Below are 26,931 nucleotides of genomic sequence, written 5' to 3' on the forward strand. Positions count from 1 at the left end.
CATGCGCAGGCGTCCGCGGCTGTATTTCAGCCTTCGCAGCCCGTACAGCTGGATGGCGGTGGACCAGCTGGAGCGCCGATTCCCGCGGGCCACCGAGCTGATCGACTACTACCCGTTCTGGGAGCCCGAACCCCAGCTGGGCCAGGCACTCCACGACCGGGGCGCCGAGGTGCTGTACACGCCGATGAGCAAGGCGAAGCACCTCTACATGCTCGGGGACATCAAGCGGACGGCGGCCCGGTTCGGCTATCCGCTGGTGTGGCCGGTGGACCAGCTGGGGCAGGAGTGGGAGCTGCCGCACCTGGCCTGGCTGGCGGCCCGGCGCCGAGGCGAGGAACACGTCCTGTACCGGGCGCTCGTCCAGGCGCGCTGGCACCGCGGGGAACGCATCTACGACGAGGACGTGTTCATCAGGACCGCCGACGCGGCCGGGCTCGACGGTGCCGCACTGCGTGCCGCCGAGTTCGATCCGGAGATCAGGGCGGAAGCGGTGGATGTCCTCGAGGCGGCGTGGGAGGACGACATTTTCGGATTCCCCTACTTCCGCATCGGCCGGGAACGGCTCTGGGGCCTGGACCGGCTCGACGAGTTCGTCACGGCCCTGGAGACGGTGTTCGGCGACGTCTCCTCCCCCGAGGCGGCGCGGGCCGTCGAGACCGATCCGCTGGATGGCGTACCAGCCCGGCTCGCCGGCCGGATCGGCGCGTACGACCGGGACACGGCGGGCGGCTGCGGCTGACCTGCGTGGCACCGCACCTCAATGACCCGGTTCAACCCACACGGAGAGAAAGACATGGACGGCATCGACAACCCGGGCAAAAGGCTGCGCTCGGTCAGCGGCTCCCCGCACACGCGGCTGCTCGGCCTGGGCAGCGCCCTGCCCGACCGGGTGGTGTCCAATCACGATCTGGCAGCTGTGCTCGACACGAGCGACGAATGGATCCGGACCAGGGTCGGCATCGTCCATCGCCGCTACGCCGGTCCCGAGACCTCGGTCGCGGACCTCGCCGTGGAGGCGGGCGGCAAAGCCCTGGCCGATGCGGGGCTCGATCCGTCCGGCGTGGACACCGTCATCGTGGCGACCTGCACGATGCCCGCCCCGATCCCGAACGCCGCCGCACAGGTGGCCGACCGGATCGGTATCCGCGCCGGCGGGGCGTTCGACCTCAACGCGGCCTGCGCGGGCTTCTGCTACGCCGTCAACACCGCGTCCGACCTCGTGCGGTCGGGCTCGGCCGGCCACGTCCTAGTGATCGGCGCGGAGAAGCTCACCGACTGGGTGAACCACTCCGACCGCAACACCGCCATCATTTTCGGCGACGGGGCCGGGGCCACGGTCGTCGGCCCGTCCGACGAGCCGCGGATCGGGCCGGTCGTATGGGGCAGCGCGGGCGACCGGGTGTCGACCGTCGGCATCTGGAACCGCACCCACATCGAGCAGGACGGGCTGTCGGTGTACCGGTGGGCGACGGAGACAGCCGCCCCGGTCGCCGCGCGCGCGGTCGAGCGGGCCGGGCTGCGGCTGTCCGACATCGACGCGCTGGTGCCGCACCAGGCCAACCTGCGGATCGTGGATTCCATCGCCAGGCAGCTGAAGGCGGACGGGGCACGCCCCGACCTGGTGGTCGCCGACGACATCGCGGAGTCGGGCAACACCTCCTCCGCCTCGATTCCGCTCGCCCTGGACCACATGCGCGCGGCGGGGCGGATCACCAGCGGGGACATCCTGCTGCTCGTCGGATTCGGCGCAGGCCTCAGCTACGCGGCGCAGGTCGTCATCTGCCCCTGACCGGGACGCCGGGGCGTCCGTACGCGGCTGGTTCTCCTCAGTGCGTTGTGGCAAAGGGAGGAGTCCCTGTTCGATGGACAGGGACTTCTCGTGTGCGGGGCATGATCGCGGAGGTGTAGGGGCAGGCAGCGGACGGCTTGTCGTGGATCGAGGAGGGTGCGATGCCGTCGGTGCTGGGGTTGATGGAACAGCGTGACGCGCGGGCGAGGCAGGATCTGGAGTCCTGGACGGAGGTTCTGGAGCAGGCTCAAGCCGAGGTGGATGCCGCCGCGGGAGCGAGTCGAGCGGGCCCGGGTGGGGCGTGAGGAGCTCGTGTCGGTGCTGGCCGGGGAGAGCCCGGTGAACACGCCAGTTCCCGTGCCATCTGGTGGCGAGATGGCTGCCGCCGTGGGAGCGAGCGGCCCCGGCGCGGGTTGACCTGATAGCGCCTCTGTGTGTCAAGCGGCATGGGCGAGGTGGTTTCGTTGGTCTCGTTTCATGATCCGGTAGACCACGTTGGACAGGCGTCGCTTGAGGGCCCTGCGGGCCTCCGAAGGCGTCTTGCCCTCGCTGATCTTGCGGAGGTAGTAGTCCTGCCCGCGCCCGCCGTCGCGGATCTGGCAGACGGCGATGGTGTGCAGGACCGAGTTCAGCGCGCGGTTGCCGCCGGTGTTGAGCCGGTGGCGGACGTTGTTGCCGCTGGAGGCGTCCAGGGGTGCGCTGCCGGTGTAGCTGGCGAAGTGGTGCTCGGTGGGGAACCGGCTGACGTCCCCGATGTGGCCGATGACCTTCGCGGCCAGCACGGTGCCCAGGCCCGGCAGGGTGGTCAGTGTGGTGCGGGTCGCGGCGACGGCCTCGCGCATCTCGGCTTCGTTGTCCTTGACCTGCCGGTCCAGTCTGCGCAGGTCGGCCAGCAGGTCACGGGCTATGTCCCGGCGGCAGTTGTCGGTGGCCGTGACCGGCCGGATGCCCTTCATCAAGGCCGCGGCCTTGTCCGCCGACAGACCGGTGGGTGCTCCGCCGGGCAGAAGATCGCGCAGGACGGCATGCAGCCGGTTGAGAACGCGGGTGCGCTCGTGGACCAGGTCGTCCCGCCGCTCGGTCAGCAGCCGCAGGATCGTGGTCTGGTCTTCTTGGACCACGGGCCGCAGGTCGGTGCGGAAGAGAGCAACCTGGGCGACGTGGAGGGCGTCCTTGGCGTCGGTCTTCCGGTCTCCGCCGGTGGCCAGCAGCCGGGCCCGGGCCGACAGGGTCGAGGGCACGTCCACCACGTTCTCGCCGGCGGCGGCCAGCTGCTGGGCGAGGGGGCGGCCCAGGCCGCCGGCGCCCTCGACCGCGAAACGACGGTCGGGCCATTGCTCGCACCAGCGCATCAGATGGCGGAAGGTTCCGGCGTTGACGACGAATCGGCGCTGGGCCACCTGGTGGCCGGCGGCATCGACGGCGACGGCGGTGTGGGACGACTTGTGGGGATCGACACCGATCAGGATCACAGACTGCTGCCCTCGCACTCGATGAGACAGGAAAGGGAGTGCGGCGGGCACCCTGACTTGAAGTCACTGCGTCACCTTCATGCCTCTGTCGAGCCACACCGCGCGGGTGTCGGCCGGCGGCGGCACGCTATCAGTGAGCCAGCCCGAGGGCGGCAAGGAGCACTGCGGGCCCGTGCCGACCGACACCCTGGACGCTACGGCTGCAGACCGAGCGTCTGCGGTCGATTCAACAAGTCAGGAGCCTGGAGCCGACTCGCCAAAGCGTCCCGTGACAGTCCTGTCCGTCCGACCGGCGACAGCGTGACCCCACGCTACCGACCGGAAGGAACTCCGTGCAGACCAGCGAGCAACCCAGGTCCGGACACGTCGTAATCGGCGTCGACACGCACAAGCACGTGCACGTCGCAGCGGTGATGGACACCATCGGCGGAATCCTGGCCACCCTCACGATTCCCACCGACACCGGCGACTTCCAGCAACTGGCTGACTGGGCAGACTCGTTCGGTCACATTTTGGCCTTCGGAATCGAGGGCACCGGCTCCTACGGCGCCACGTTGACCTCATTCCTGCGCAGGGCTGGCCACAAGGTGGTCGAGGCCGGACGCCCGGACCGGCGGCTGCGGCGCATGAACGGAAAGTCCGACACCCTGGACGCCGAGAACGCCGCCCGCGCCGTGCTGGCCGGGTTCGCGACGGCCACGCCGAAGACCGCCGACGGCGAGGCCGAGATGATCCGCCAGCTCAAAATCGCCCATGACCAGGCCGTTGAACAGCGCGCGGCGGCAATGATCACAATCAAGGCGATACTCATCCATGCCTCGGACGCCCTGCGCCGGGAGACTGCCGGCAAGACACAGATCAGCCTGGCGCGGCAGCTGGCAGCTCTGCGTCCTCGCCGTCTGGAAGGACCCGAGGACGCACTTCGGCACACCTTGCGGACGCTCGCCAAGCGGTGGCAGTACCTGGACGCCGAGGCCAAGGAGCTGACGAAGATGATTGGCGACCTGGTCCAGCGGGTCGCCCCGCAACTGCTCGAGCCCTTCGGTATCGGCGTGGACACGGCCGCGGAGATCCTCGTCGTGACCGGCGACAACCCCGAGCGGATCAAGTCTGAGGCCGCTCTCGCCAAGCTCGCGGGCATCGCTCCCGTGCCCACCGGCTCCGGCATGACCGGCGGCAGGCATCGCATCAACCACGGTGGCCACCGCCAGCTGAACGCTGCGATCTACAGAACCGTCATCGTCCGAATGCGGATCCACCAGCCCACGATCGACTACGTCGCCCGCCGCACAGCCGAAGGCAAGACGAAACGCGAGATCATCAGATGCCTCAAGCGCTACGTCATCCGCGAGGTCTACCACCTGCTTCAGCCGACCCCACGGACGGCCTCCGCGGCGAGTTGACAACTTTAGGAGCGTCAACGCGCTGGCCGAGTCGTTCTTCGCCACCTTGAAGAACGAGCTGATCGGCGCCCAGCCCTGGCCGAGCAGGTCGGCCGCCCACACCGCATTCGAGTGGATCGAAGGCTGGTACAACTTGCACCGACTGCACTGCAGCCTCGGTTACCGCAGTCCCGCGGACTACGAGGCAGCTCTGGCAGCCTGACCACCACACCGATGGTGTCCGTCAAAGCGGATCAAGCTCAGGGCACTGGCCACGGTTTGGCCGCTGGGGTCGGCACGGTGTACGTCGGCACCGGTCCCGCCCCCGCGACACTTCCCGGCTCGACGCTGGCCGACGTGCCCGTCGACGCCGGCCATGCGGCAGCGGTGGCCCTCACCACGCCCAGACGCTCCGCCATGGGAATCACTTACTGAGCTCCGTAAGTTGTTGGGTGGCCCGGGAGGGCCGGATGTGGCTGATCGGGTCTTGCCAGTCGTGGCTGCGAAGGAGTGGCCGTCCGGCTCTCCGGGGCGTCCTGGCTGCTGATTGAGATGTGCGCGCTTCGTGCGGTCGCTGATTACGGAGACAGCGGGGTGTTCCTCGGGCCGACGGCAATCCGTGCGGAACGAGGAGGGGCGGATGTGTGAGCGACAGGCCGAAGTCTGGGCAGGCATCAACGCGGGCAGGGGCCACCACTGCGCAGCGGCGGTCGACGAGGCCGGCAAAACCCTGTGGTCGAATGAGACGGAGCATGAGGACACGCCGAAGCTCCGCTCCCGGGCAAGTGGCACGACGGCGTCAGTGCGACAGGTGGCGCGACGCTGTGCGCTTCCGCATCAGCGGAAGGAAACCGGACCGTCGGGAAGCCAGCCTTCCACGTAGCCGGACACGAGAAGGGCCACGCCTTCGGGAGAAATCTCCTGATGCCGAGACGTCAGTTGATTGATGCCCCACATCGTGTGAGACCCGGACATCCAGCGAAAAGACGCGGCTTCCTGAGCGTTGATCCTCACGATAAGAATGCGGGAAACAGTGTGATGGCCACGCTCCCAACAGTCCGACTCGCTCGTTTCGTGAATGCCGTAGACGGAGCCGAACCGTGGGTTCTCGATCCGGAATCGACGGGCGAGATGCCGCACAGCCCCCTCCTGGAAGTCAACGCCCGGCTCGAGGAGGACCTGAGGGACGGTCCAGCCGTTACAGCAGCCACCACACAGCATGAGTCGATTCTCGTCATCCAGGAGAAGCAAATAGACGCGGCGGTCGACGGCCGATGGCAGGACATGGGTGGTGTGCATGCATCAAGATTGACCGCCCGCTATTCAAGTAGCAAGACACGTACCGCTCAAGGAGTGAACCCCCAACCGGCTCCCAGGCTGCCCGTCATCGAAACCGCCGATGGCGGGCAGACCGAAGTACACCCTTCAGCCTGTGATCACGTACGGGCCCGGCCGTAGGCTGCGCCCTCTGAACGGCCATGGGCATTTCCCGCAGGCCAAGGTTCATCGCCCGTAGGCGAGCCGTAGACGCCCTTGAGCCGCTGGGCCACTTCCTCACCGGCGAATTCACTGGCCACCGTGCACAAGCGATCGATGACGAACTGTTTGGCGTCGGGCGGCATGGTGCCGTACCACTCCGCCAGCAGATGGGCTGTCTGAACCCATGCCGCCCCCGGGGCGTAGGCGGCCACCTGCTCGGCGATCTTGGGGATGATCGTGACGGTTTGCTCGGTGACCGCCTCGGGCGACTCCAGGAGCAGCTGTGCGAGAGCGAGCGTGGGGTCCTCACGCAGCTGGTCCCGGTAGGCCGCAGCCTGGGTGATGCGCAGTTGCTTGAGTTCGGCGTCCGCCCGGGCCTGGGCTCGGACCCGGATGCGGCTCTGCGCCGCCTCAAGGTCTTCGGGCGTGACGTGGATCTGGACGAGGGCCCACGTCACGCTGACTCCCTCGCTGGGCAAGCGGGCCGGCCGGCCCAGGCGTGCGTTGGCTCGCTCCTGCAGCGCGGTGGGCGACAGGATCGAGAAGCCCGCCGCCAGCTTGGTGATGTCATCGATCACGTGGGAGGCCGCGGCGGCGGCTGGCGCGTAGTGCCGGCGGCCTCGCCGGCGCCATTGCCCCTGTACGTGCACCGCGAAGCGGAAGCCCTCGTCAGCACTCGCGGCGGTGAAGTCCACGTGGAACTGGCCTCGGCGCATTGACCAGGGCCAGGCTCTAGTCACCCGCAGGCTCGCCCTCAGGCTCGGGTCGGTGGTGCGGATCGGCGTGCCGGACACTCTGCATCAGGGCGGCACGGAGCCGGTTACGGTCTTCCTGGTCCGGTGCTGTCCCCTGAGTCAGCCAGTGTTCGGCGAGGCGGACCATGTTGAGGAAGCGCAGGCCTCGCAGGTGGTCGGTGGGAGTGTCGTGGACTGCTCGCACCAGCGTGCTGAAGATCCGGTCGGAAGCCGAAGGGCGTGTCGCTGAGGCGTCCAGCCAGGCCGCACACGCCTGGCGAGCCAGCGAGGTGGGTTCCTCAGCTTCCAGAGCGGTCCGCCACCCGCGGATCACCCAGTCGGGAACGGTTCCGGGGCCGGTCAACAGGGCGGGTGCACCCAACTCATCCTGTTGCAGGGCGAGATACATGAAGGCGCTCGCTGCGGCCTGCTGCTGCCCCTTGTGTTCGCTGTCGAACCACGTGTTCAGCGTTTCACGCAGCTGAGGATGCAGATCATCATCGCCCCACAGGGCATCGATGGCCGCTCCGACTGCCTCCGCGACCTCGGCCTTCTCCGTCGCGCCCAGCTGCGCCCGCTCGTCGAGCGAGCCCGCCAGGTCACCCAGACGGCGAAGCATCCGCCTGGGGTGAGCCGGGGTCACGCTCTGGAAGACGGCCGCGAGAGTCTTCAGCAGCGGGGCACTGTTCTGCCTCTCCGCCCAGCTGCCGGCTGCCTTCCGGGTGAGCTCGCCGATCTGCGGGTCCAGGGCCGCCGTGACAAGCAGTGCGTGTGCCTGACGCTGCAGGGTGCTGTTCGCCGACCAGTTCTCGGCCACGACGAGCAACATCCTTGTGGACCGGGCGGCCTGCGCATGATGCAGGATCCAGGGCGCCAGGCGTTCCGCCAGGTTCTCCGCCTGAGAGGTCGGCAGTTTCACACACAGCTGCGCCGTCCACTTCATGAACGGCTTGGCCAGTTCGGGCCGGTCCAACAGGAAGTACCGCACCACGGCTTCGGCGAAGCCCGGCCCGGCAAAACGCAGCCTTCCGTCAGGCAGGAGTTCCGCCCCGGCTTGACGCGCCAGTTGGATCAGTCCCGGCCCCTGCTGCCCGGCCAAGCGCACGGACTGCTGGCCCTTCTCTCCCAGCGCACGCGACAGGGAAAGCACCTTCTCGTTCACATCGTCGATGGGTTCACCGTCGCAGACCGAGGCCAGCAGCAGGTAGTTGCGGTCGTAGCTGGTTCGTCCGGGTACGCAGTGCCAGTCGGTCAGTACGTCCATCCAGCCCGACACAGCTTTGCCCGCTGCCTTGACGACCGCTTCGAATCCGGCAGACCCGGATTCCGTGCCCTGGCCGGTCGTGCTCCGGTACTCGAACTCGGCTCGCACCAGGGTCGAGGCCCAGTCCTTGACCTGGCCAGGACGAAGCTGGGGCAGCTTCTCATTGAAGCGGTGGTCCCCGGCCCAGGCTTGGGGGTCCGCGATTCCGGCGGACTGCAGATACCGCATGAAGAGAGCGGCCGCTGCGGGTGCCTTCGGTGTGCGGGCGAGAGTTCCGGCTCCGTGTCCGATGCGGTCCCACACTTCCCTGCCGACGACAACGACCAGGTAGGAGTCGTCATCACGCAGATCGTCGGCCTGGAGGAGTTCCAGCCCGAAGTCGCAGGAGGCGGGGACACCTTCACCCGTTGCTCTCAGGTCGAGGATCCACCCGGTGCGCTTGTAGCCCTTGAGCCCTTCGGCGCTGAAGGCGTCACCGGCTCCCCTGCGCACCCGGCGCAGGGTCAGGGGATCGCCTGGCCGGGTGGTCAGAAGCCGGAGCGCCGTGGTCCAACGGCCGCTGCCGAGATGGTCAGCGACCAGCACGAGCGCTCGGTTCTCCTCAAGAAGGACCGACAGCTCCGCCTCGTTCTCGACGGGCAGATAGTCCGAGAGATCCCGCTCGACGCTTTCCGGGGGCAGAGGAGCGCCGCTGTGTCGCTGCACAGCCTCGAACCACTGGCCGATCATGGTGCCGTGATTGGTCTGCGCATGGACGCTGGCGGTCGCGCCGCTGGAGCCGGCCGGCGGTGGGGCAGTCCCGGCCACAGCGGTGGATGAGTCCACCTCGTCGGGCTCCGTGTGGGGCTCCGTGCCTGCTGCGACGTCATGCGCCGGACCGGCCTCGTCCGTCCCTGTGCCTGTAAAGGCCTCTCCATCGGCATCAGCACCGGAAGTGACAGCGGTGGGGCCGTCCGCCCGCCCTTCATCGTCGGGTCCGCTGCCTTGAGGGGCGGGAAGGGGATGGGATTCGGCACTGGTCTCAGAAGCGGGCTCGGCCATGGACGGGCTCCTCGTGGCTGGTGTGAGTGCGGTCTGAGTGCGGAGGGCGGGCGTCAGGAGCGGCCGTCGATGACGGGTGCCCGCATCCCGACCACTTTTCCGCCGGCCTTCACTTCCTTCGCCCTGATCGTGCTTGTGACCGAACCGCGAATGGCTTCCTGTGCCTCCATGCCGGTCACCTCGCCGGCGACGGTGTCGTAGTGCTGCTCGCTGAACGGCCCGGACCGTTCACGTGTCTCTCCCCGGAAGGTGAACCGCTGCCCGTGGATGTCTTCCAGGGCCTCTCGGACACGGCCGAGGGTCTGCATCAGCACCTCATCTCCGGCGCTGATGCGCTCAGGGGCACCTACGTAGGGCGCCGTGGCCAGAGCCAGAACCTCCAGGACCGGTAGCCGATCCGCGAGCCGCTGCGAGTCGATCCGTAGCGGGAGTTGCAGATCCCCCACCAGCTCGGCAGGCACCTCAGGCGTGCGTAACGGCTCTGTCGTCCGGTTCGAGCGCCAACGCGACAGGACGTCGTCGAGCCGCTGGTACAGGAACGTGAACGTCGCCGGCAACGCGCTGCCGGCGATCATGGAAAGGTCCATTGCGTCAGACATGTGCTCCCCCTGGAAGTCAGACCCCGCCCTGAGGCAGGGGGTATTCATACCGCGGCACAACTGCGGTCCGAGGTGAATTCGCCGACCATGGCTCAATCAGGCCGTATCACACACGCCCGCGTAGAATCACGCAAACGAGTTCGAACATCGAGAGATTGCCCGACCGGAAACTGTGCTGTGGTTATGACCTCCAGCAGCGGGTCAGTCCGACTCGATGCGCGGCAGTGACTCCTGAGGTATCTCGGGCTTCCTTGACTGCGTCAGGCCATGCCCGTAGTCGCGGTAGCCGACCTCGTCAGGGCAGGTGGCGATGCGTGCGGCCCGCCAGGCCACGTCGAACGACATGCCCGCCCCACGCATGATGCGAACCGCCTTGAAGCTCGTGACCGGAGAAAGCAAGACGCGCAAGGCTGTTGAATTCACGGGGGAAGCTTGCCAGGCAAACTCACTCGCATCGTCGGCGTTTCCAGCCAACGTCTGTGACAACCTCAGCCTCACCAGTCACGTAAATAATCAATAGTTACGCGAGCAGGCTTGCGCAAGTTCGATTTCCCTTGTGCCAGATCCAGTCACCCCGCTTCAGGGCTGCCGTCGTTAGGCCTGCCGGACAGAACCGGCGCGTGGGCCAGTTCGGATGTGCCTCCCGTCTCCCGAACGCAACATCTCGGGGAGGTTCGAAGGCTCACGGCATCGGCCGCTCGTCAGGCACAGCCATCAGGTCGACCGTGGACCTCAAGTCCCCGACGTGGCAACAGCGTTGCGAGGAAGGCTGCTCCTTCGTTCGCCATCACCTGCCCAGTCGCCGCTCACCCCGGCAAGTCACAGGCCAGTTGAAGGCGCTCCAACGCTGGCGCACCGAGCCGCCTCCGCGACTCTGGAGGAACCCCGGCGCCTGGCTCCTTGTGACCGCTGACTCAACGGGCTTGAGTCAGTTGAGCTGCTGCTTTCATCCCCCGATGCCGGTCAGCACGTGGCAGGAGACCACTGAAGTTGCACTCGTTTGTGTGCTCCTGACCCTCATGAGCGGACGAGTGGGAGTCAGCGCCCCTAAGGTGGCGCCATGAGCCTGATCGAAGGCCTCGATGCGTCTGCGGACTGGGTTGCCAAGGACATGGAGGCGCTGCTCCGTGAGTGCGATGCCCTGATCGCGTCGAAGAACACTCACCTGACCCGTCTCGCAGCCGGCGTCAAGGCGCTACAGGCCGAGATCGAGCAGACCAGCAGTGAACGCGACTTGGTGGTCGCTGACCGCGAAAAGGCCGAGCAGGTTCTCCGGGCGTTCCAGGCAGCCGTGCAGGAAGGCAAGGGCCTACGTCAGTCCCGTGGGCGCGGCCAGACCAGGTTGCACCTCGTCCCCGACGTTCTGCCGTCCCCAGGAAACGGTGCAGAGGGGGCCGATGCCGCGGCGCCCCTGGCGGCACCGGCACCGGCACCGGCACCGGCGCCGCAGCCTCCAACTCCCGTTGAGCCGGAGTCGAATGCGGTCATTCGCATCCATGGGGAGCGCTCGATCGCGGTGATGCGCATCATCACTACCGAGCCGGACCGTCACTGGACGCCGAAGGACGTGGCGGTGCGACTGGAGGGTCCGGAAAAGGACGAGGACCAAGGCGCGCACAGTCGCGCTCGTGCGCTGCTGGACTCACTGGCCAGGCGCAGGGTCCTGAACAAGCGGCGTGACGGTGGCGACCGGCGGTGCGTGTTCCAGCTCGCCGCCGCATGGGAGGCCGCCTAGACGGGCGGCACGTCCACATGAGCGACCGCCGCCCCACACCAGGCCGAAGGGTTCCAGGCCAGAGCCAGGCACGGGGCGGCGGTCTTCAGCGCGGCCAGGCCGCCACCTCCGACGTTAGCGGGTTTCCTGCACCGCGAAGAGGGGTGTCCGGCCAAGTTCCCCCGAACGGGAGATTGGACAAGCATGCCCTTCTCGGACCCCTATCCGAAACCGCCGGAGCAGGGTGCCCCTGCCCTATGCGCCGTCCTGGCGCGCCTGGGGTGGCAACGGCTGTTGACGGACCCCGTCGCCGTCGAGGGGCCAGTCGACATGGCGGGGCCAGAGCATCTCGCCGAGAGCCGCTTCCAGGCTGGCCACGGTCAGCAGGTCGGGCCACGTCGTACCGGCGAGAACGTTCGAGATGACCTGCCGGTTGACGCCGGATGCCACAGCGAGCGCGTTCGCGCTCAGCTGCCGACGTTCCATGGCTTCGGCGAGGGCGCGGGCGACGGCCTGGCCGACCTGCGCGGGGCGGTAGCCGTCCATCACCGCATACGGCCACTCGCCGGCCACGGCGTACTCCCACGGCTTCTTTCCACGTCTCGTTCCTCCAGGCACGCGACCAGTGTGACGGACGAGGCTGCGACATGCGCATCCCACCCGGACATGCTATTCAAGCAGCAGGAGGGCGGTGGAGTCAGGTCAGTGTCCAGAAGCAGAAGGTGCCGGGAAGTGATTGCTCAGCGAAAGGAAGGTGAGGGGCCGTGACGACGGGGCGTTCCCTGCTGGCGGCCGACGAGAAGCTGATGCCCACGCGCAAGATGCGTGCCGATCAGCAAGTAGCCGTGATCAGAGCGGCTTGTGTGTCGACAGTTCCCGTCGGCGCCGCTCAGTTGGCGGAGGCCACCGGGTTCACCGCGAAGAACTGTGGGCTTGTGCCTGTCTTCGCTCTCAACACCGGGCTGCTGGAAAAGGCACACCGGCCGACGATGTACCTCCCGAGCCGGAAGGGAAGGGCCGTTGCCCGCGCCTTCGCCATCAGCGAGGCGGCCGGCCTGGAGGCCCTGCGCAGCGTGTGGCGGGGGCTGTGGTTCGGCCGTGCCATGCGGGAACGGACGGCTCACGGTCCCGTCACCCGCGACGGCCTGGTCGCCAAGCTGCTGCTGGCCGCACGGGCCACCGAGAGCCGGATCCGGCAGGCACACGTCCTCCTTGATCTGCTGGTCGTCGTGGGCATGATCGTCCCCGACGGTGACGGATTTCTGAGCTGGTACGAGGGCGCCGCCCACCTACAGGACGTGTTGCCGCCGGCCCCCGTGGCCGACGCGGCTGACCCCACGGCCCCAGTCGCGCTCGAGCCCCGGTCCCCGCTCTTCAGTGACGCCACGACGGACGGCCCGACCTCAAGCATCGGTCGCCGGACGGGACCGGAAGCTGTCTGCCCGCCCATGGCCGAGCCGAAGGCCCCGGGGACGCCCGGAACTTCAGCGGTCCCGCCGCCGCGCCGTGCAACCGCGGCAGGCGAGCAGCCCCGATCCGCCTACTGCGCCGACGACGATCTCCTCGCCCTGCTGCTGCCGCCGGTGCTGCTGGCGGATCTGACCCGCCTCACCGAACAGGAAGTGGTCGCCCTGCACGGTCACTTGCGGGCCGTGCACCAACTCACCGCAAAGCTCCGGGGCCGCCCCGTCTCATAAGGCTCCCGAAACAAACGGTCCGGCGGCGCCCACATCCCTTGGCCGGGTTGGCGCCGCCGGACCCCACCGTCACCACGACCGGCGCGGCACGGCCGCGCAGGAAGGGGCTTCGGCATGCCCTCACACAAGGCGAGGAACACCGCCTACCGTAGCGTGACCGCCGTCGGCGGCGCGTGCGATTCACCCGTCCGGAACCCCCTCGTGCGGGCAGACCGCCGTGGCTAGCGCAACGATCAAAGAGGCACTGCTGGAAGTCAGCCGTCTGTGGCTGCACGAGGCCGCCGCGGGCCGGATGAGCGTCGAGACCGCCGATCTCTACATGCAGGTCAGCGAACGCCTCCAGCGCTTCGCCCGCGCGCACGGCGTCAGCCGTATGGACGAGGTCACCAGGGACCTGACGGACGCGTTCATCGCCGCCCCCGGACGAGACCGCCGTAACAACATCACCCTGGTCCCGGCGGGCAGCACCCGCCGTCAGCGCCGCTCCGCCGTAGCGTCCTTCTTCGCGCATGCCCGGGCCCTGGGCATGACGAAGGCCGTACCGCTGCTCGATTCCCCGCCGATCAAGCGCAGTCCGCGCAGTATCGGCGCCCGTCTCACGGCACAGGACATCGAAAGCCTTCAATTCCACGCCGAGCGCGGCATGCCCGCCACCCGGCACGCCGCTCTTCTCGCACTGCTGCTCGCCGGGCTGCACAGCGCGGAGACCGCCGCCGCCGACACCACCGACCTCGACCTGGCGCGCGCCCGCGTCAGTACGGCCGGCGCGACCCGCACCCACCCCCGGACCTGCCCGCTCACCGAATGGGGCGTCTACGTCCTGGGCCTGCGTGCCGCCCGCCTGGACCGTTCCGGGTCCGGCCCGCACCGGTTGGTCACCAGCACGAAGTCCTCGCGGTACGGCGCCCAGGCCAGTGTCGGCGCCGGCTTCAACGACATCGCCCGCAACGCCGGACTGGCCACGCCCAAGCGCAAGGTCGAACCCCGGGACATCACCCGTTACGTCGCCCGCCAGATCCTGCACGAGACGGGACAACTCTCCGAGGTCGCCCGCCGTCTGGGCCTGTCCTCCCTGGATGCCGCGGCCGGTCTGGCCGGTCTCGCCTGGAGGAACGGGGACACCGCCCGATGAGCCCGCGCAGAAAGACAGCCGCGCCCAAAAACAGGCAACAACGCGACCAGGCCGAGTACCTCTACGGCGCCATCCCCGACGACGCCTTCGGAGCCGCAACGGACCGTCCGCCACCCAAAGGTCCCGAGGCCCCCGCCCTCACCCAGGACGAACGGTTCGAGTACCTCGTGAACAACCCCGACCTCTACACCGCCGCCGCAGCCCTACCCGGCCCAAGTGACGTCGGACGCCCCGCCCACTACCCTCCCGTCATCTATTTGATCTTCCTCTGTGCGATCTCTCTGTTCGGATCCGCCCGCTCCACCGCCAGCCACCTCCAGCGGCCCCTGTGGTGGGAGACCGTACGCCAAGCCGTACGCAGACATCAGGGCGATGAAGCCGCCGACGCCCTCAAACCGGTCGGCCCCTCCCGCAGCAACTGGAACCACTACTTCGGCAAGCACCTCAAACCCGCCAACGCGCGCGTCCGTGACACCAGCCGCGATCTGTGGATCCAGCAGGCTCTCGACCACGGAATGATGCAACAGTCCGCGAAACGCGTCAGCCGCATCTACCCCGAGCGCCAGCAGGTCCTGCACGGTGACGCCACCGTCGCCGCCCCGCCCTCGTCTCACACCGAACACGAAACCGCCGACAAGACAACCGGAGAAATCCGGACCCACCGCGTCGACCCGGACGCCGGCATCACCGTAGAAGGCGGTGACAAGCAGGTCTACGGCAACAAGTTCCTCTCCGTCGGTGTCCGCCTCGCCGACAAGGCCCACAGCCGCGTCATCCTCGCCCTGGAGTCCATTCGCCACAGAAGCCAGGCAGAGGACCCCGACCGGGAGGGCGAGGGCGCCGCCTTCGTCGACATGGTCAAGTACGTCCTGACCCGCGCACCAGGCCTGAGGGCCGCCACCTACGACGCCGCGCTACGCGGCAAACACCGTGCCCCGCTGATCGCCGAGGGGCTGGTCGTCTTCACCCCACAGCACTCAGGACTCAAGCCCCAGTCCCTGCAGCGCTACCAGAAGGGGACCTGCACACACGACCTCTACGTCGCCGAGGCCCGGGTCTGCGAGCGCCGCATCACCATCGACGGACAGACGCACTACACCCCGCTCCCCGTCGAAGAACTCGAGTACCGGGAGGGAAAGCGGACCCGCTTCTACCACCGCCTCACCATCCCCTGTGGCATCAAGGACCACACCCTCCACATCCGCGTCGACGAAACCGAAGACGACCGCCAGATCGACCCCACCACAGGCAGGAAGCGCTTCAACCGCACCGAACACCTCCGCCAGGTCCCGCCGGACACACCCGCAGGCCGCCGCCTCAAAGGCTTCCGCCAGGACAGCGAATCGACTCACTCGCGGTTCGACCAGAGCTACCCACACAAACGAGTCCCCGCCTACGGAGCCAAAGGCGCCCTCCTCATCTACATCGGCTACGCCTGGCTGAACAACTCCGTCACCCGGGCCCTGCACAAATCGGAATCCGTCGCCCCCTGACAGCCCCCGCCCTCCGGCTCACGCGCTGCCGGCCCAGCCCGCCACGACCCTCGCCCACCGGCGCAGGAGCGACCGGATCATGTCTACGATGCGGATCCCGGTCCACCCGCTACACTGACCGCGGTGGACCCAAACGGCCCACCCAACCTGTCGGCGGCAGGCCTGCAACCTACGGCTCCCTGGGGCCGGGTTTTAGACACGTTTTCCGACAGATCCCCGCCTTCGTAGCTCAGGGGATAGAGCACCGCTCTCCTAAAGCGGGTGTCGCAGGTTCGAATCCTGCCGGGGGCACAGGGGAAACATCTGGCCGGGGGCCCTTTCGTTCGGTGAGCGGGAGGGCCTTCGTGCCGGCTGGGGTCACTTCTTCGCGGCGGGCCGCTTCACGGGCTTGGTCCTGTCGGCGGCGCGTACCGGCTTCGCGGGCGCGGTCTTGCGCGCGGCGGCCTCCTGCGCGGGCGGGGCTGCCCGCTTCCTGGCGGTCGGCCACCTGAACTCGATCTCCAGCTCGATCTCGTTGTTGCCGATCTCGATCTCCACCTCGCTGTGCAGATCGTCGGGAATCCGCAGGCTCAGCGTTCCGGAGCCGAAATCCAGCTCGGCCTCCCCGCCCTCCCGCAGCGCGTCGGCGAGTGCCGTGAGCTGGTCGGCCGCCTCGACGCGGGACAGCGACCGCTTCTGCTCGAACTTGAGGTCCTTCATGGATGTCTCCCATCCCGGGCGTTCGGGCTACTTCCAATCTCGTCTCACCGGGTTCCCCGCGCACGTCGGGGCGTCCTGCGCGGGGCCCGGATGCGCTCTACCGTTGAGGGAGGGGCCCCTGCATCCGTGTTTTCCGCCTCCGGCCCTCCCTGGCCCGGAACTCACCAGAAGGGCATGCGACATGTCCACCGCATCCGACACCCCGGTCCTGGACACCCTCGCCGCCATGACCGTCGACTCGATCGAGCGCTGCGGGCTGCCCCCGAACGCGCTCGTCCTCACGCGCATCGCGGCGCTCGCCGCCTCCGACGCCCCGCCGATCTCCTACGCGGCCCACATCGACCCCGCCCTCGACAGCGGCGTGACCGCCGAGGAGTTGCAGGACGTCCTGGTCGCCATCGCGCCCATCGTGGGCACGGCCCGCGTCATGACGGCGGCGGCCAACATCGCCACGGCGCTCGGCATCGCCATCGCCGTCACCGACGCCGATATCGCGGCCCGGGGCTGAGCGCGGACCCCCTCCAGAGCCGGGCGGACCGGTCGGGGCCGGTCCGCCCGGCTGACAGCCGAGCCTTCCGAACAGCCCTGCCTGCCGTGTCGCGTTGGCCTCGGCATCGCGGCCATGCTCGACGCCGCCGTGGCGGTGAAGTTCGGGATCGCGTACATGTTCAACTCCCCCGTGCACCCCGAGGCCGAGTTCGTACTCTGCCTGGACCCCGTGAAGAAGTAGGTCAACCGGCCTGCCTGGTACGGCGGTTCATCCATGCCGCCACCACCGCGCCCGACAGGTTGTGCCAGACCGAGAAGACCGCCGCCGGCAGGGCCGTCAGCGGGCTGAAGTACGTCGCCGCCAGGGAGGCCGCGAGGCCGGAGTTCTGCATGCCGACCTCGAAGGCCATGGCGCGGCGGGCGGCGGGGTCGAGGCGGGCGAGGCGGGCTGCGCCGTAGCCGAGGGCGAGGCCGAAGGCGTTGTGCAGGACCACCGCGAGGAAGACGATCGCGGCGGCCGCCTTCAGGGCGGAGGCGCTCGCCGCCACCACGATCAGGACGATCACCGCCACCGTCCCCGCCGACAGCCAGGGCAGCGTGGGGAGGCAGCGGCGGATCACCGGGGCGGCCAGCCGCCGGACGAGGAGGCCGGCCACCACCGGGACCAGCACCGTCTTCAGGATGTCGACGACCATCGGGCCCGCCTCGACGTCCAGCATGTGCCCCGCGAGCAGCAGCACGAGGTACGGCGTGACCAGTGGGGCGAGCAGCGTGGAGACCGTCGCCACCGACATCGACAGGGCCACGTCGCCCCTGGCCAGGAACGTCACCACGTTGGACGCCGTACCGCTCGGCGTGCAGCCGACCAGGATGACGCCCACGGCCAGCGCCGGGGGCAGGTCCAGCAGCTCGGCGACCGCCCAGCCGAGGCCCGGCATGATCACGTAGTGCGCCACCAGGCCGAGCCCGACCGCCCAGGGACGCCTGACCACGCCCTGGAAGTCCTCCGACGTCATCGTGAGGCCCATGCAGAACATCACGACGCCGAGCAGATAGGGCACCGCCTCCTTGCCCCCGGCGAACGCCGACGGCATCAGCATCCCGAGGGCGCCCGCGGCCAGCACCAGCAGGGGGAAGACGGTCACGGCCCGTTTCGCCGTACGGTCGCCATCCGCCGTACCGGCAACGTCAGTTGTCACCTCGGCCGGTACAACCTGGCCCTCTGAGTCCCGCACTCACCGCTCCCGCCGCCCTGTCCTTACGCGCGTCGACCCACGCGCCCGCCGATCGTGTCAGACGCACCCCCCATCCGTGTAGGGCACACCTAACGCGGCCCGGCCCCCGCGCACCCCACGCACCGCGTGCTCGCCGGCCGCACCTCCAGCCGTTCCGGCGGGATCGTCGCCCCGCAGCGCTCGCAGACGCCGTAGCGGCCCTCGCGCAGGCGGGTCAGGGCCTCGTCCAGGCTTTCCAGGTGGGCTCGGGCCTGGGTGGGGAGGGAGGAGACATGGGCGCGTTCGAAGGCGGTGCTGGAGCCGTCCGGGTCGTGTTCGTCGTCCACGGCGACGAGGGCGTTGGCGTCGACGATGGCCTGGAAATCCCTGTTCAGGGCCTCGATCTGGGCCAGGGTGGCAGCGCGTTCGGCCGCGAGGCGCTCCTCGACGGCGGCGCTTTCCGGCATGTCCGTCATCTATGCCTCAGCGTCCGCCCGGACGACGCTATTCCGGGCCGGGGCCCGGCCGGCCGGCGCGTCCGGGGTCAGGGACATCAGCGGCTCCTGCCGCACCAGACTCGCCCCGAACCCCACGGAGGTCACCGTCACGCACGGCGGCCGGGGAGGTCCTGGTGGGGGCGGGGAGGGCGGGGCTCTAGGGGGTGTCTTGTCGATCACGCCGGGCTCGCGGCGCCCGGCACCGCACCTCGCCGCGTTGTCGTCACTCGCCGATGCTCCGCATCGACTCCCTCCTCCGCCTTGCGATGCACGGCACCAGACGCCGCTCCCTGATCCGGCCCGATCGACAAGACACCCCCTAGGCTGCCCGCATGACGACCAGCGATCAGACCTCCTCCCCCCTCGACACCGAGATCGGCGCCCTGAAGGGCGGCTCCGCCGAGCTCTCCCGGTACGCCGGGCAGGCCGTGCTCGTGGTGAACGTGGCCTCCAAGTGCGGGCTGACCCCGCAGTACACGGGCCTGGAGCGGCTCCAGGAGCGGTTCGGCGGGCAGGGCTTCACCGTGCTCGGCGTGCCGTGCAACCAGTTCATGGGCCAGGAGCCCGGCTCCGCCGACGAGATCGCGGAGTTCTGCTCGGCGACCTACGGCGTGACCTTCCCGCTCACCGAGAAGGTCGACGTCAACGGCGAGAACCGCCACCCCCTCTACGACCGCCTCACCGGCTTCGCCGACGCCGAGGGCCACACCGGCGACATCCGCTGGAACTTCGAGAAGTTCCTGATCGGCCGCGACGGCCAGGTAGCCGCCCGCTTCGCCCCCCAGACCGAACCGGAGTCGGCGGAGGTCGTCTCGGCGATCGAGGCGCAGCTCGGTTGACGGACGGGTCGAAGCCCCCTCGGCAAGGACGGCGGGCCGGCCGAGAGGGCTTCGGGGTGGTGCGTGTGCTGTGGGTGAAGCATCGGTCCGGTGCTTCCAGGCGCTGGGACCGGGGACGGTCCGTTACGCCTTGACCGAGGCCACGAAGGTGTTCCACGCCGTGGCCGGGAAGGCCAGGACGGGGCCCGCGATGTCCTTGGAGTCGCGTACGGCGAGTTCCGCGGCGGTCGGCGACTTGACCTCGACGCAGGCGCCGTTGCCCGCGGAATAGGAGGACTTCATCCACGTCTCCGTAGCGCCCTGAATCAGTGCCATGTCCACTCCTGTTGCGAGTTGCGGTGGTGCGGTTCACGCCAACCCATGCGAGCGATTGGCGTGATCGACGCTAGCCGGTCAACCTCCTTGTCCGCAGGGGCCGTTCACTCAAGCGAGTGGCATATTCCAAGCGTGCCGTCATAGGAGTGGGGCGACGGTGTACGATCCGTCGCCCCACGTGTCGCAGCCCTGCCGGAGCCCCTACTGGGCGAACCTCTTGGCCGCGTCCTGGATGAACTGCTGGGACTGCTCCACCGGGAGCGCCTGGGCCCGCAGGTGCTCGTACATCACGGCGTACTTCTGCACGTCCGGCGCCTTCTCCAGGTACAGGTCGCTGGTGACGCCCTCCAGGTAGACCACGCTGGAGTCGGCCGCGTCGGCGAACTCCAGGATGGCGTACTGGCCGTTGAGCCCCGGATGCGCGCCGACCTCGAAGGGCAGCACCTGCACGGTGACGTGCGGGAGGTTGGACAGCTCGATGAGGTGCTCCAGCTGCTCGCGCATGATGAGCTTGCTGCCCACCACCCGGTGCAGCGCGGCCTCGTCCAGCACCACCCACAGCCGCAGCGGGTTGCTCTCGTCGGTGACCCGCTCCTGCCTGCGCATACGGACCCTGACGCGCTTGTCGATCTCGGCCGTCGAGGTCTCCGGCAGCGCCCCGCGCACCAGCGCCTCGGCGTACGCGCGGGTCTGCAACAGGCCGGTGACCAGCTGCGGTTCGTACACCCGGAGCGACTGCGCGTCGGTCTCCAGACCGATGTACACGCTGTAGGGGATGTCGCCGAAGGTGTGCCACCAGCCCTGCTGGCGGGAGTCGCGGGCCATCTCCATCAGTGAGTCGACCATCCTCTGGTCCTCGACCTCGTAAACCCCGCACAGGTCGCGCACATCGCGCTGGCTGATGCTGCGGCGGCCGTTCTCCAGCCTGCTGATCTTCGACTGCGACACCAGCAGGCGGTCGGCGACCTCTTCGGCCGTCATGCCCTTGAGCTCACGGAGCTTGCGCAGCTCCTGGCCCAGCCGGCGCCGCCTGACGGTGGGATTCACATTGGACGCCACGGGACGCACACCTCCGGCTGGCTGCCTGTATCTGACACTTTGTGTATCTGCTGTTGAGCAGACTGCCACCAAGGGGGTTTCTACCGCTGGGAAACGTCGGATATGCGGCGCCTACCCGACAGTTCGGGGTACGCGCCGCCCGGCCGACTGGTATGGGGCGAAGCGGCGGAGCGGGGCGGGGGACTCCGTCGGTCCGCCCGCCCCGCTCCGCAACTCGTCCTTCACCGGCCGGGTTTGGCCCCGGCCCGGCCGTTCAGTGGGCCGCCGCGCGGGCCATCGTGCCGTGGTGCGGCTGCATCGGGACCCCGCGTGCGGGTTCCCCGGCCGCCCTGGCTCCCGGTCCGGACGGCCGGCCACCGGAGGCCTGACCGCGCCTCGGCTGGGCGCCGACGCCGTTCTGCACGTCCATCACGGCGTGCGCGACCAGGCCGCCCATCGGGTCGTGCCGGATCAGGTCCCTGAGCCGGGAGCGGGACGAGCGTCCCTCGTTCCCCGGGTACAGGTGCTTGCCCAGGCCGACCGCATGGGCCAGCGCGGCGAGCGCGGCGGTCCGTGGGTCCGGTGGTACGCCGGTGCGGATCGCGGAGTCGAGCCTCCCGCGGATCTCCCGGCTGATGGTGGTGTCCGTCGCCTGGTACCGCGTGGTCGGCAGCACGCCGCACATCTGGCCCGGTACGGCGGCCACCATGCCGCACCTCTCCAGGTGCGACAGGTAGGTCTGGCGCAGGCCCAGCCGGGGCCCGCCTATCCAATGGACGGCCCGTACCGGAGCGCCGCGCCTTCGCAGCAGCTCCAACGCGCAGTCCAGAGTCGGATCTCCTGTCGGCCGTGGCACCACCACGGCGATACGATCCCCGTCTGGGGCTATCCGTCCGGCCAGCGCCAGCTCCACTAGCTGCGCACCGGCCAGACCGAGGTCGAGCGACTGCGGCTGCGCAGTGGTACCCGTGGCCGGGTCCAGTGCGAGCATCAGAAGCTCTTCCGGAAGTGTTCTGCGGCTCCTGCCCATCCATGCCTCCCCGCGTGGATGAATGACAGGGTGACGCCTCTCACATTCATCTGTCGAGAGCGCGTGCCTGGCTTGTGGGGGAACCGGCAGGTATGTCGTTCTCGTCTGCCACTGCGGGCGTACCCCCACACAGGACACTGGTACATGGTTCGGACAGGGCGCGCGAGGGCGCGTGCGGCGCATCAAGGAGGCATCGGTGGCGGGCGAGTCCCCCGACAGGTCGAAGCAGCACGAAGACTCCGTCGGTTCAGCGGGTTCCGGGGCGGACGAGGAACTCCGCGAGGCGGTCTCGGCGTGGGTACGGCCTCCCTCCGGGGGTTCGGCGAAGACCAAGTCGGCTGCTGCCGGGGAGGATTCGGGCGGCACGGTGAAGGTCGCCGACCGGTCGGGCAAGGATGCGGCGGAGGAAGGTTCCGGCACGGCCGAGGACGCTGCCGCCGTGCCTGACGACACGTTCACGGACTCCCGCGAGGACGGCTCCGCCGAGGCCGACGGGGTCACTGCGGCCCCGGCCGCGAAGGGTGGTGCCGAGGAGGCCGGTGCCTCCGGGAAGAGCACCGGTACCCCGGCTGCCGAGGACGCGGACGGGGCTGCCGCCGAAGGCGACCCCGCCCCGGTCGCCGAGTCCGCTGAGGACGGCACCGAGGACGCGCCGGCCGACCTGGACGCCGAGGACACCCCGGGTTCCGCCGAGGACGACGAGAACGCCTCCGGCTCCGCCGAGGACGCCCCGGCCGCCGGGACCGACAGTGCCGCCAAGGATGAGTCCGGCTCCGCCGCCGAGGACGCGGGCAAGGCCGTCGCCGCGGGCGCCGCTGCCGCCGCCGTGAAGGACGACCACGAGTCGGCCGACGAGGACGGCACCGAGGACGCCGCGAAGGACACCGGTACCCCTGACGTCGAGGGCGACGACGACGCCCCCGCACCGGCCGCTGAGAGCACCGCCGTCACGTCCCCCAAGGACGACCCCGCGTCAGCCCCCAAGGCCGCCTCCGGCTCCGCCGAGGACGCCGCGAAGGACACCGGTACCCCGGACGCCGAGGCTGACGACGCCCCCGCCCCGGCCGCTGAGGGCACCCCCGTCACGCCCCCCAAGGGCGCCTCCGGCTCCGCCAAGGACGCCGAGGGCAAGGCTGAGGGCGTCCCGGCTGCCGAGGGCACCGGCAAGGACGCAGTCGCCCCAGCCGCCAAGGACGCCGAAGGCGAGCCCGAGGACGCCGACGGTGCCCGCGAAGGTTCCGCCAAGAGCGCCCCCCTCCCCGCCCCCCGCGGCGACGCCAAGGCCCCCGGTAAGCCCGTAGACACCCCCACCACCGCGCTGAAGTCGCCCGTGGCCAAGAAGCCGCAGGTGGATCAGCCGACGACGATGCTGAAGGTCGGGGGGAAGGCGAAGCCGGCCGCGGCGGAGCAGGAGGCCGAGCGGACCAGCAAGTTCGTCGCGCTGAAGCCCGACCTCAAGGGCCCGTCCGCACGCGTCGAGGAGACGCGGGCCGTGCCGCAGGTGGGGCCGGAGCGCACGACGCAGCAGCCGTTGCCGCCGAAGCCGCCGCTGGACCTGCTGGCGGAGCTGACGAACACGCCGCCCCCGCCGGAGACCCCGGTCCGCACCCTGGTGCGGCGGGTGAAGATCTGGACGCCGCTGGTGATCCTGCTGGTGGTGATCCTGGGCGTGGTCCAGGCGATGCGCCCCCTGCCGCAGCCCACGCTCGCGCTGACCGCGAAGGACAGCTTCACGTTCGAGGGCGGCAAGCAGGACATCCCGTGGCCGGCGGACGGCCAGGCGGCGATGGACGTGCAGGGCATCGGCTCGTTCGGCTCCTCCGGCTCGGGCAAGCCCGTACCGATCGCCAGTGTGGCGAAGGTGATGACCGCGTACCTGATCCTGCGCGACCACCCGCTCGAGAGCGGCGCCCCGGGCCCGAAGATCCCGATCGACAAGACGGCGCAGTCCCAGTCGAAGGCGGGCCAGGAGTCCACCGTCGACGTCACGGAGGGTGACAAGATCACCCAGCGTGAGGCACTGGAGGGCGTGCTGATCGCGTCCGCGAACAACGTGGCGCGTCTGCTCGCCCGCTGGGACGCCGGCTCGGAGAAGGCGTTCGTGGCGAAGATGAACGCCGCGGCCAAGGGTCTCGGCATGACCGGGACGACGTACACCGACCCCTCGGGCCTGACGAACTCCACCGTGAGCACGGCCGTGGACCAGGTGAAGCTGGCCAAGGCGGCGATGACGCAGCCCGCGTTCCGCGAGGTCGCGGCGATGATGTCGTACACCGACTACAAGGGCACGTACCACTCCAACTGGAACCAGCTCGTCGGGCACAACAACGTCGTCGGCATCAAGACCGGCACCACCACCTCCGCGCTCGGCAACCTGGTCTTCGCCGCGAAGCAGGACGTCGGCGGCGAGACCCGGACGATCATCGGCGCGGTGCTGCGGCAGCCGCCGAGCAAGCGGGACAACAGCATCCTGAGCGCCGCCATGGACAGCAGCGACGCGCTGATCCGGGCCGGGCAGGGCGCGCTGAAGTCGGAGACGGTGCTGAAGAAGGGCACGGTCGTCGGGTACGTGGACGACGGCCTGGGCGGCGAGACCCCGGTCGAGGTCACCGAGGACGTGAAGGCGGCCGGCTGGGCGGGCCTGAAGGTCAAGCTCTCCTTCACCTCGGGCACGATCCCGCACACCGCGAAGGCCGGTACCGAGGTCGGCTCGCTGACCGTGGGCGACGGCTCGTCGGCCGGTGCCGTGAAGGTGCCGGTGGCGCTCCGCGCGGACCTGGCCGAACCGGGCCTGGGAGCGAAGCTGACGCGTATCGGCTGACCCCCGCCGCACCCGCCGCATCCGCACCCCGCCGTCCGCGTTCCCGCCTCGGGAGCCGGGCGGCGGGGTGCGTGCTAGCGTCACGAAACGGGGCAGGTCACCGAGGACCGCGCCAGGCCGCGCAGGGGGCCGAGAACGGAAGACGGGACACGGGGAGTGCCTGACGTGGCGACAACCGAGCCGAAGCGCGCCGAGAACGCCGACAGCGACCCGGCGTCCGGCCCCCGGATACCCGGCCGGCCCGCGGCGAGCGCCAAGGGCCCCCTGGACACCCTGAGGGACTTCGCGCGCAAGCACCCCGTGCTGTCCGTGACCCTGCTCGCGGGCGTCCTGCACATCATCTGGTTCTTCACGTTCGCCAACAGCGGCGGCGACCTCGCGGCGCAGGACGCGTGGGCGGAGTTCGTCGGCCGGCACCCGGACTCGGCGTACAACCTCGCCTGGTACGGCGGCATGCACCCGGTGTCGTACAGCGTGGTCTCGCCGTATCTGATGTCCGTGCTCGGGGTGCGGACCACCATGATGATCGCCGGCACCGGCTCGGCGGCCCTGCTGACCATGATCCTGGTGCGCAGCCGGGCGGTGCGCAATCCGCTGTGGGCCGCGCTGGCCGGGGTGTTCGCGCTGCTGGGCAACGCGGTCTCGGGCCGGGTGACGTTCGGGCTCGGCACGCTGTTCGCGCTGGGCGCGGTGGCGGCGGTGTTCTGCTGGCCGTACGGGGGCCGCTACGAGCGCTGGGCCAAGCCGATGGCCGCGGCGCCGCTCGCGGCCCTGGCGGGCATCCTGGCGCTGCTGGGAGGGGCGGTGTCCGGCTGGGTGTTGTACGGGCTCGCGGCGCTGTTCGCGGCGGGCGCGGTGGCGGTGGTGTGCTGCTGGCCGTACCGGGGCCGGTACAAGCGCTGGGCGAAGGCGCTGGCGGCGGCTCCGCTGGCCGCGCTGGCCACGATGGCGTCGCCGGTGGCGGGGCTGTTCGTGGGGCTGGTCGCGGTCGCGCTGTTCCTGCAGAAGAGGCGGCCGGGCGCGTTCGCGCTGGGGCTGGCGCCGGCGATCGTGGTGGCCGCGTCGGCGTGGCTGTTCCCGTTCTCCGGGACCCAGCCGATGACGTTCGGCTCGGTGATCATGCCGCTGCTGTACGGGCTGCTGTGTCTGTTCCTGGTGCCCGAGGAGTGGGTCACGGTCCGGCTGACGGCGGGTGTGTACAGCCTGAGCGTGGTCCTGGTGTGGCTGATCAGTTCACAGATCGGCTCGAACATCTCGCGGCTGCCGATGCTGTTCGCGGGGGTGGCCCTGGTGGCCGCGCTGCCGTTCACGGCCCCGCGTTCGCGCCGCTGGTACGTCACCGTGCTGGCCTTCGCCGGGTTCGTGGGCTGGATCGGCTTCAAGTCGGTGGACGACGTGGTCCACACGACCCCGGCCGCGTCCTGGGCGCGTGAGCTGGCGCCGCTGGTGAACCAGTTGCAGCGGGCGGACGCGGAGAAGGGCCGGGTGGAGGTGATCCCGGTCCGCTCGCACCGGGAGGCGTCCGCGCTGGCGCCGTACGTGAACCTGGCGCGCGGCTGGAACCGCCAGGCCGACATGGAGCGCAACCCGCTCTTCTACGACGACACGCTCAACTCGGCGAACTACCACGAGTGGCTCCAGCGGTGGGCCGTGCGGTACGTGGTGCTGCCGAGGGTGGACGACCCGGACGGGGACGGCGGGCTGCGCGAGCGGGAGCTGGTGCTGCGCGGGATGCCGTACCTGGACCGGATCTGGAGCGACTCCAACTGGCAGCTGTACCGGGTGACCGACCCGGCGCCGATGGCCGAGCCGAACGCGGTGGTGCGGCGGGCCGAGCAGGGCGAGATGACGCTGGACGTCAGCAGGCCGGGGCGGATTCTGGTCCGGGTGCCGTACTCGCCGTGGCTGAGCGTGGTGGACGAGCACGGCAAGAGCCTGGCTCCGCCGCAGGAGACCGAGGAGTCCAAGCGGCGGCCGGAGGGGTCCGCGAAGTCGTTCGTCAACGTCAACGGGTGTCTGAAGGAGACCCCGGTGGACGCGTCCGGCGACCGGTGGACGGTGCTGCTGGCGCCGAGGGCGGGGACGTACCACCTGGCGGCGCCCTACCAGCTGCCACGCGGGACCCACTGCCCGGACGAGCTGAGGTAAGCCTGCTCGATCGTTCACATCTCTGAACCGAGGTCAGAGAACCGA

The 26,931-nt window shown here is 69.6% G+C and carries 24 protein-coding genes, 1 tRNA gene and 1 pseudogene; 13 read left to right on the forward strand and 13 right to left on the reverse strand.

Features of this window, described 5'->3' with window-relative positions:
• Nucleotide 1: 1 nt before the first annotated feature.
• Nucleotides 2-739, forward strand: a complete 738-nt coding sequence (locus D0Z67_RS12240) for a DsbA family protein (RefSeq protein WP_031184166.1) — start codon at nucleotides 2-4, stop codon at nucleotides 737-739.
• 54 nt (nucleotides 740-793) lie between these two features.
• Entirely contained in the window at nucleotides 794-1,789 is a 996-nt protein-coding gene (locus tag D0Z67_RS12245; RefSeq protein WP_051888213.1) for a beta-ketoacyl-ACP synthase III, read from the forward strand.
• Nucleotides 1,790-2,226: 437 nt separating this feature from the next.
• Here D0Z67_RS12245 and D0Z67_RS12250 read toward each other — a convergent pair whose 3' ends face one another.
• The gene (locus D0Z67_RS12250; RefSeq protein WP_031184164.1) at nucleotides 2,227-3,261 is read right to left on the reverse strand and encodes an IS110 family RNA-guided transposase; all 1,035 of its coding nucleotides are present in this window, start codon (nucleotides 3,259-3,261) and stop codon (nucleotides 2,227-2,229) included.
• 332 nt (nucleotides 3,262-3,593) lie between these two features.
• On the opposite strand from D0Z67_RS12250, the gene D0Z67_RS12255 reads away from it, so the two are divergent.
• Complete coding sequence (locus D0Z67_RS12255; protein ID WP_031184163.1) at nucleotides 3,594-4,664, forward strand: IS110 family RNA-guided transposase; 1,071 nt, start codon at nucleotides 3,594-3,596, stop codon at nucleotides 4,662-4,664.
• A 16-nt stretch (nucleotides 4,665-4,680) separates the two neighbouring features.
• A pseudogene (locus D0Z67_RS12260) lies at nucleotides 4,681-4,866 on the forward strand (integrase core domain-containing protein); the annotation flags it as partial.
• A gap of 614 nt (nucleotides 4,867-5,480) precedes the next feature.
• On the opposite strand, the gene D0Z67_RS12270 reads toward D0Z67_RS12260, so the two are convergent.
• The 5 genes from D0Z67_RS12270 to D0Z67_RS12290 all read right to left on the reverse strand — a co-directional run bounded on the left by D0Z67_RS12270 (nucleotide 5,481) and on the right by D0Z67_RS12290 (nucleotide 10,183).
• Nucleotides 5,481-5,942, reverse strand: coding sequence for a hypothetical protein (locus D0Z67_RS12270; protein WP_031184162.1), 462 nt, complete (start codon nucleotides 5,940-5,942; stop codon nucleotides 5,481-5,483).
• 137 nt (nucleotides 5,943-6,079) lie between these two features.
• The gene (locus D0Z67_RS12275; RefSeq protein WP_131589640.1) at nucleotides 6,080-6,817 is read right to left on the reverse strand and encodes a hypothetical protein; all 738 of its coding nucleotides are present in this window, start codon (nucleotides 6,815-6,817) and stop codon (nucleotides 6,080-6,082) included.
• 37 nt (nucleotides 6,818-6,854) lie between these two features.
• Entirely contained in the window at nucleotides 6,855-9,161 is a 2,307-nt protein-coding gene (locus tag D0Z67_RS12280) for a hypothetical protein (protein ID WP_131589641.1), read from the reverse strand.
• Nucleotides 9,162-9,214: 53 nt separating this feature from the next.
• On the reverse strand, nucleotides 9,215-9,760 hold the full coding sequence (locus D0Z67_RS12285) for a hypothetical protein (protein WP_031184159.1): 546 nt from the start codon (nucleotides 9,758-9,760) through the stop codon (nucleotides 9,215-9,217).
• A gap of 201 nt (nucleotides 9,761-9,961) precedes the next feature.
• Entirely contained in the window at nucleotides 9,962-10,183 is a 222-nt protein-coding gene (locus D0Z67_RS12290; protein ID WP_078873743.1) for a hypothetical protein, read from the reverse strand.
• Between the two features lie 637 nt (nucleotides 10,184-10,820).
• Here D0Z67_RS12290 and D0Z67_RS12295 point away from each other — a divergent pair.
• Nucleotides 10,821-11,495: a hypothetical protein gene (locus D0Z67_RS12295; protein WP_031184157.1), complete on the forward strand. Its 675-nt coding sequence runs from the start codon at nucleotides 10,821-10,823 to the stop codon at nucleotides 11,493-11,495.
• 234 nt (nucleotides 11,496-11,729) lie between these two features.
• Here the strand turns inward: D0Z67_RS12295 and D0Z67_RS12300 are convergent, their stop codons facing one another.
• Nucleotides 11,730-12,092: a helix-turn-helix domain-containing protein gene (locus D0Z67_RS12300; protein ID WP_234312939.1), complete on the reverse strand. Its 363-nt coding sequence runs from the start codon at nucleotides 12,090-12,092 to the stop codon at nucleotides 11,730-11,732.
• 146 nt (nucleotides 12,093-12,238) lie between these two features.
• Here D0Z67_RS12300 and D0Z67_RS12305 point away from each other — a divergent pair, with 146 nt between their 5' ends.
• The 4 genes from D0Z67_RS12305 (at nucleotide 12,239) to D0Z67_RS12320 (ending at nucleotide 16,087) form a co-directional block, all read left to right on the forward strand.
• On the forward strand, nucleotides 12,239-13,171 hold the full coding sequence (locus D0Z67_RS12305; RefSeq protein ID WP_234312938.1) for a hypothetical protein: 933 nt from the start codon (nucleotides 12,239-12,241) through the stop codon (nucleotides 13,169-13,171).
• 217 nt (nucleotides 13,172-13,388) lie between these two features.
• Entirely contained in the window at nucleotides 13,389-14,303 is a 915-nt protein-coding gene (locus D0Z67_RS12310) for a hypothetical protein (RefSeq protein WP_031184154.1), read from the forward strand.
• A complete protein-coding gene (locus D0Z67_RS12315; protein ID WP_234312937.1) occupies nucleotides 14,300-15,796 on the forward strand; it encodes a hypothetical protein in 1,497 nt (498 codons plus the stop codon). The genes D0Z67_RS12310 and D0Z67_RS12315 overlap by 4 nt, the downstream gene beginning before the upstream one ends.
• Before the next feature lie 218 nt (nucleotides 15,797-16,014).
• Nucleotides 16,015-16,087: transfer RNA gene (locus D0Z67_RS12320), tRNA-Arg, on the forward strand.
• Nucleotides 16,088-16,153: 66 nt separating this feature from the next.
• Here D0Z67_RS12320 and D0Z67_RS12325 read toward each other — a convergent pair.
• Entirely contained in the window at nucleotides 16,154-16,495 is a 342-nt protein-coding gene (locus D0Z67_RS12325; protein ID WP_031184152.1) for an amphi-Trp domain-containing protein, read from the reverse strand.
• A gap of 181 nt (nucleotides 16,496-16,676) precedes the next feature.
• On the opposite strand from D0Z67_RS12325, the gene D0Z67_RS12330 reads away from it, so the two are divergent.
• A complete protein-coding gene (locus D0Z67_RS12330; protein WP_031184151.1) occupies nucleotides 16,677-17,003 on the forward strand; it encodes a carboxymuconolactone decarboxylase family protein in 327 nt (108 codons plus the stop codon).
• Nucleotides 17,004-17,226: 223 nt separating this feature from the next.
• On the opposite strand, the gene D0Z67_RS12335 is transcribed toward D0Z67_RS12330, so the two are convergent.
• Both D0Z67_RS12335 and D0Z67_RS12340 read right to left on the reverse strand, forming a co-directional pair.
• The gene (locus D0Z67_RS12335) at nucleotides 17,227-18,183 is read right to left on the reverse strand and encodes a bile acid:sodium symporter family protein (protein ID WP_031184150.1); all 957 of its coding nucleotides are present in this window, start codon (nucleotides 18,181-18,183) and stop codon (nucleotides 17,227-17,229) included.
• A gap of 125 nt (nucleotides 18,184-18,308) precedes the next feature.
• A complete protein-coding gene (locus D0Z67_RS12340) occupies nucleotides 18,309-18,674 on the reverse strand; it encodes a TraR/DksA family transcriptional regulator (protein ID WP_031184149.1) in 366 nt (121 codons plus the stop codon).
• 353 nt (nucleotides 18,675-19,027) lie between these two features.
• Here D0Z67_RS12340 and D0Z67_RS12350 point away from each other — a divergent pair, with 353 nt between their 5' ends.
• Entirely contained in the window at nucleotides 19,028-19,534 is a 507-nt protein-coding gene (locus D0Z67_RS12350; RefSeq protein ID WP_031184148.1) for a glutathione peroxidase, read from the forward strand.
• Nucleotides 19,535-19,657: 123 nt separating this feature from the next.
• On the opposite strand, the gene D0Z67_RS12355 is transcribed toward D0Z67_RS12350, so the two are convergent.
• From D0Z67_RS12355 to D0Z67_RS12365, 3 genes are all read right to left on the reverse strand, one after another.
• A complete protein-coding gene (locus D0Z67_RS12355; RefSeq protein ID WP_031184147.1) occupies nucleotides 19,658-19,849 on the reverse strand; it encodes a DUF397 domain-containing protein in 192 nt (63 codons plus the stop codon).
• A gap of 201 nt (nucleotides 19,850-20,050) precedes the next feature.
• On the reverse strand, nucleotides 20,051-20,908 hold the full coding sequence (locus D0Z67_RS12360) for a helix-turn-helix domain-containing protein (protein ID WP_031184146.1): 858 nt from the start codon (nucleotides 20,906-20,908) through the stop codon (nucleotides 20,051-20,053).
• Between the two features lie 253 nt (nucleotides 20,909-21,161).
• On the reverse strand, nucleotides 21,162-21,917 hold the full coding sequence (locus D0Z67_RS12365; RefSeq protein ID WP_031184145.1) for a GOLPH3/VPS74 family protein: 756 nt from the start codon (nucleotides 21,915-21,917) through the stop codon (nucleotides 21,162-21,164).
• A 196-nt stretch (nucleotides 21,918-22,113) separates the two neighbouring features.
• Between D0Z67_RS12365 and D0Z67_RS12370 the strand changes: the two genes are divergently transcribed.
• Nucleotides 22,114-24,738 (forward strand): hypothetical protein, encoded by a 2,625-nt coding sequence (locus tag D0Z67_RS12370; RefSeq protein WP_031184144.1) that lies wholly within the window; start codon nucleotides 22,114-22,116, stop codon nucleotides 24,736-24,738.
• A gap of 165 nt (nucleotides 24,739-24,903) precedes the next feature.
• Complete coding sequence (locus tag D0Z67_RS12375; protein WP_031184143.1) at nucleotides 24,904-26,886, forward strand: hypothetical protein; 1,983 nt, start codon at nucleotides 24,904-24,906, stop codon at nucleotides 26,884-26,886.
• The last annotated feature ends 45 nt before the right edge of the window (nucleotides 26,887-26,931 follow it).

Origin of the sequence: Streptomyces seoulensis (assembly GCF_004328625.1) — a bacterium.
Classification (GTDB): domain Bacteria; phylum Actinomycetota; class Actinomycetes; order Streptomycetales; family Streptomycetaceae; genus Streptomyces; species Streptomyces seoulensis.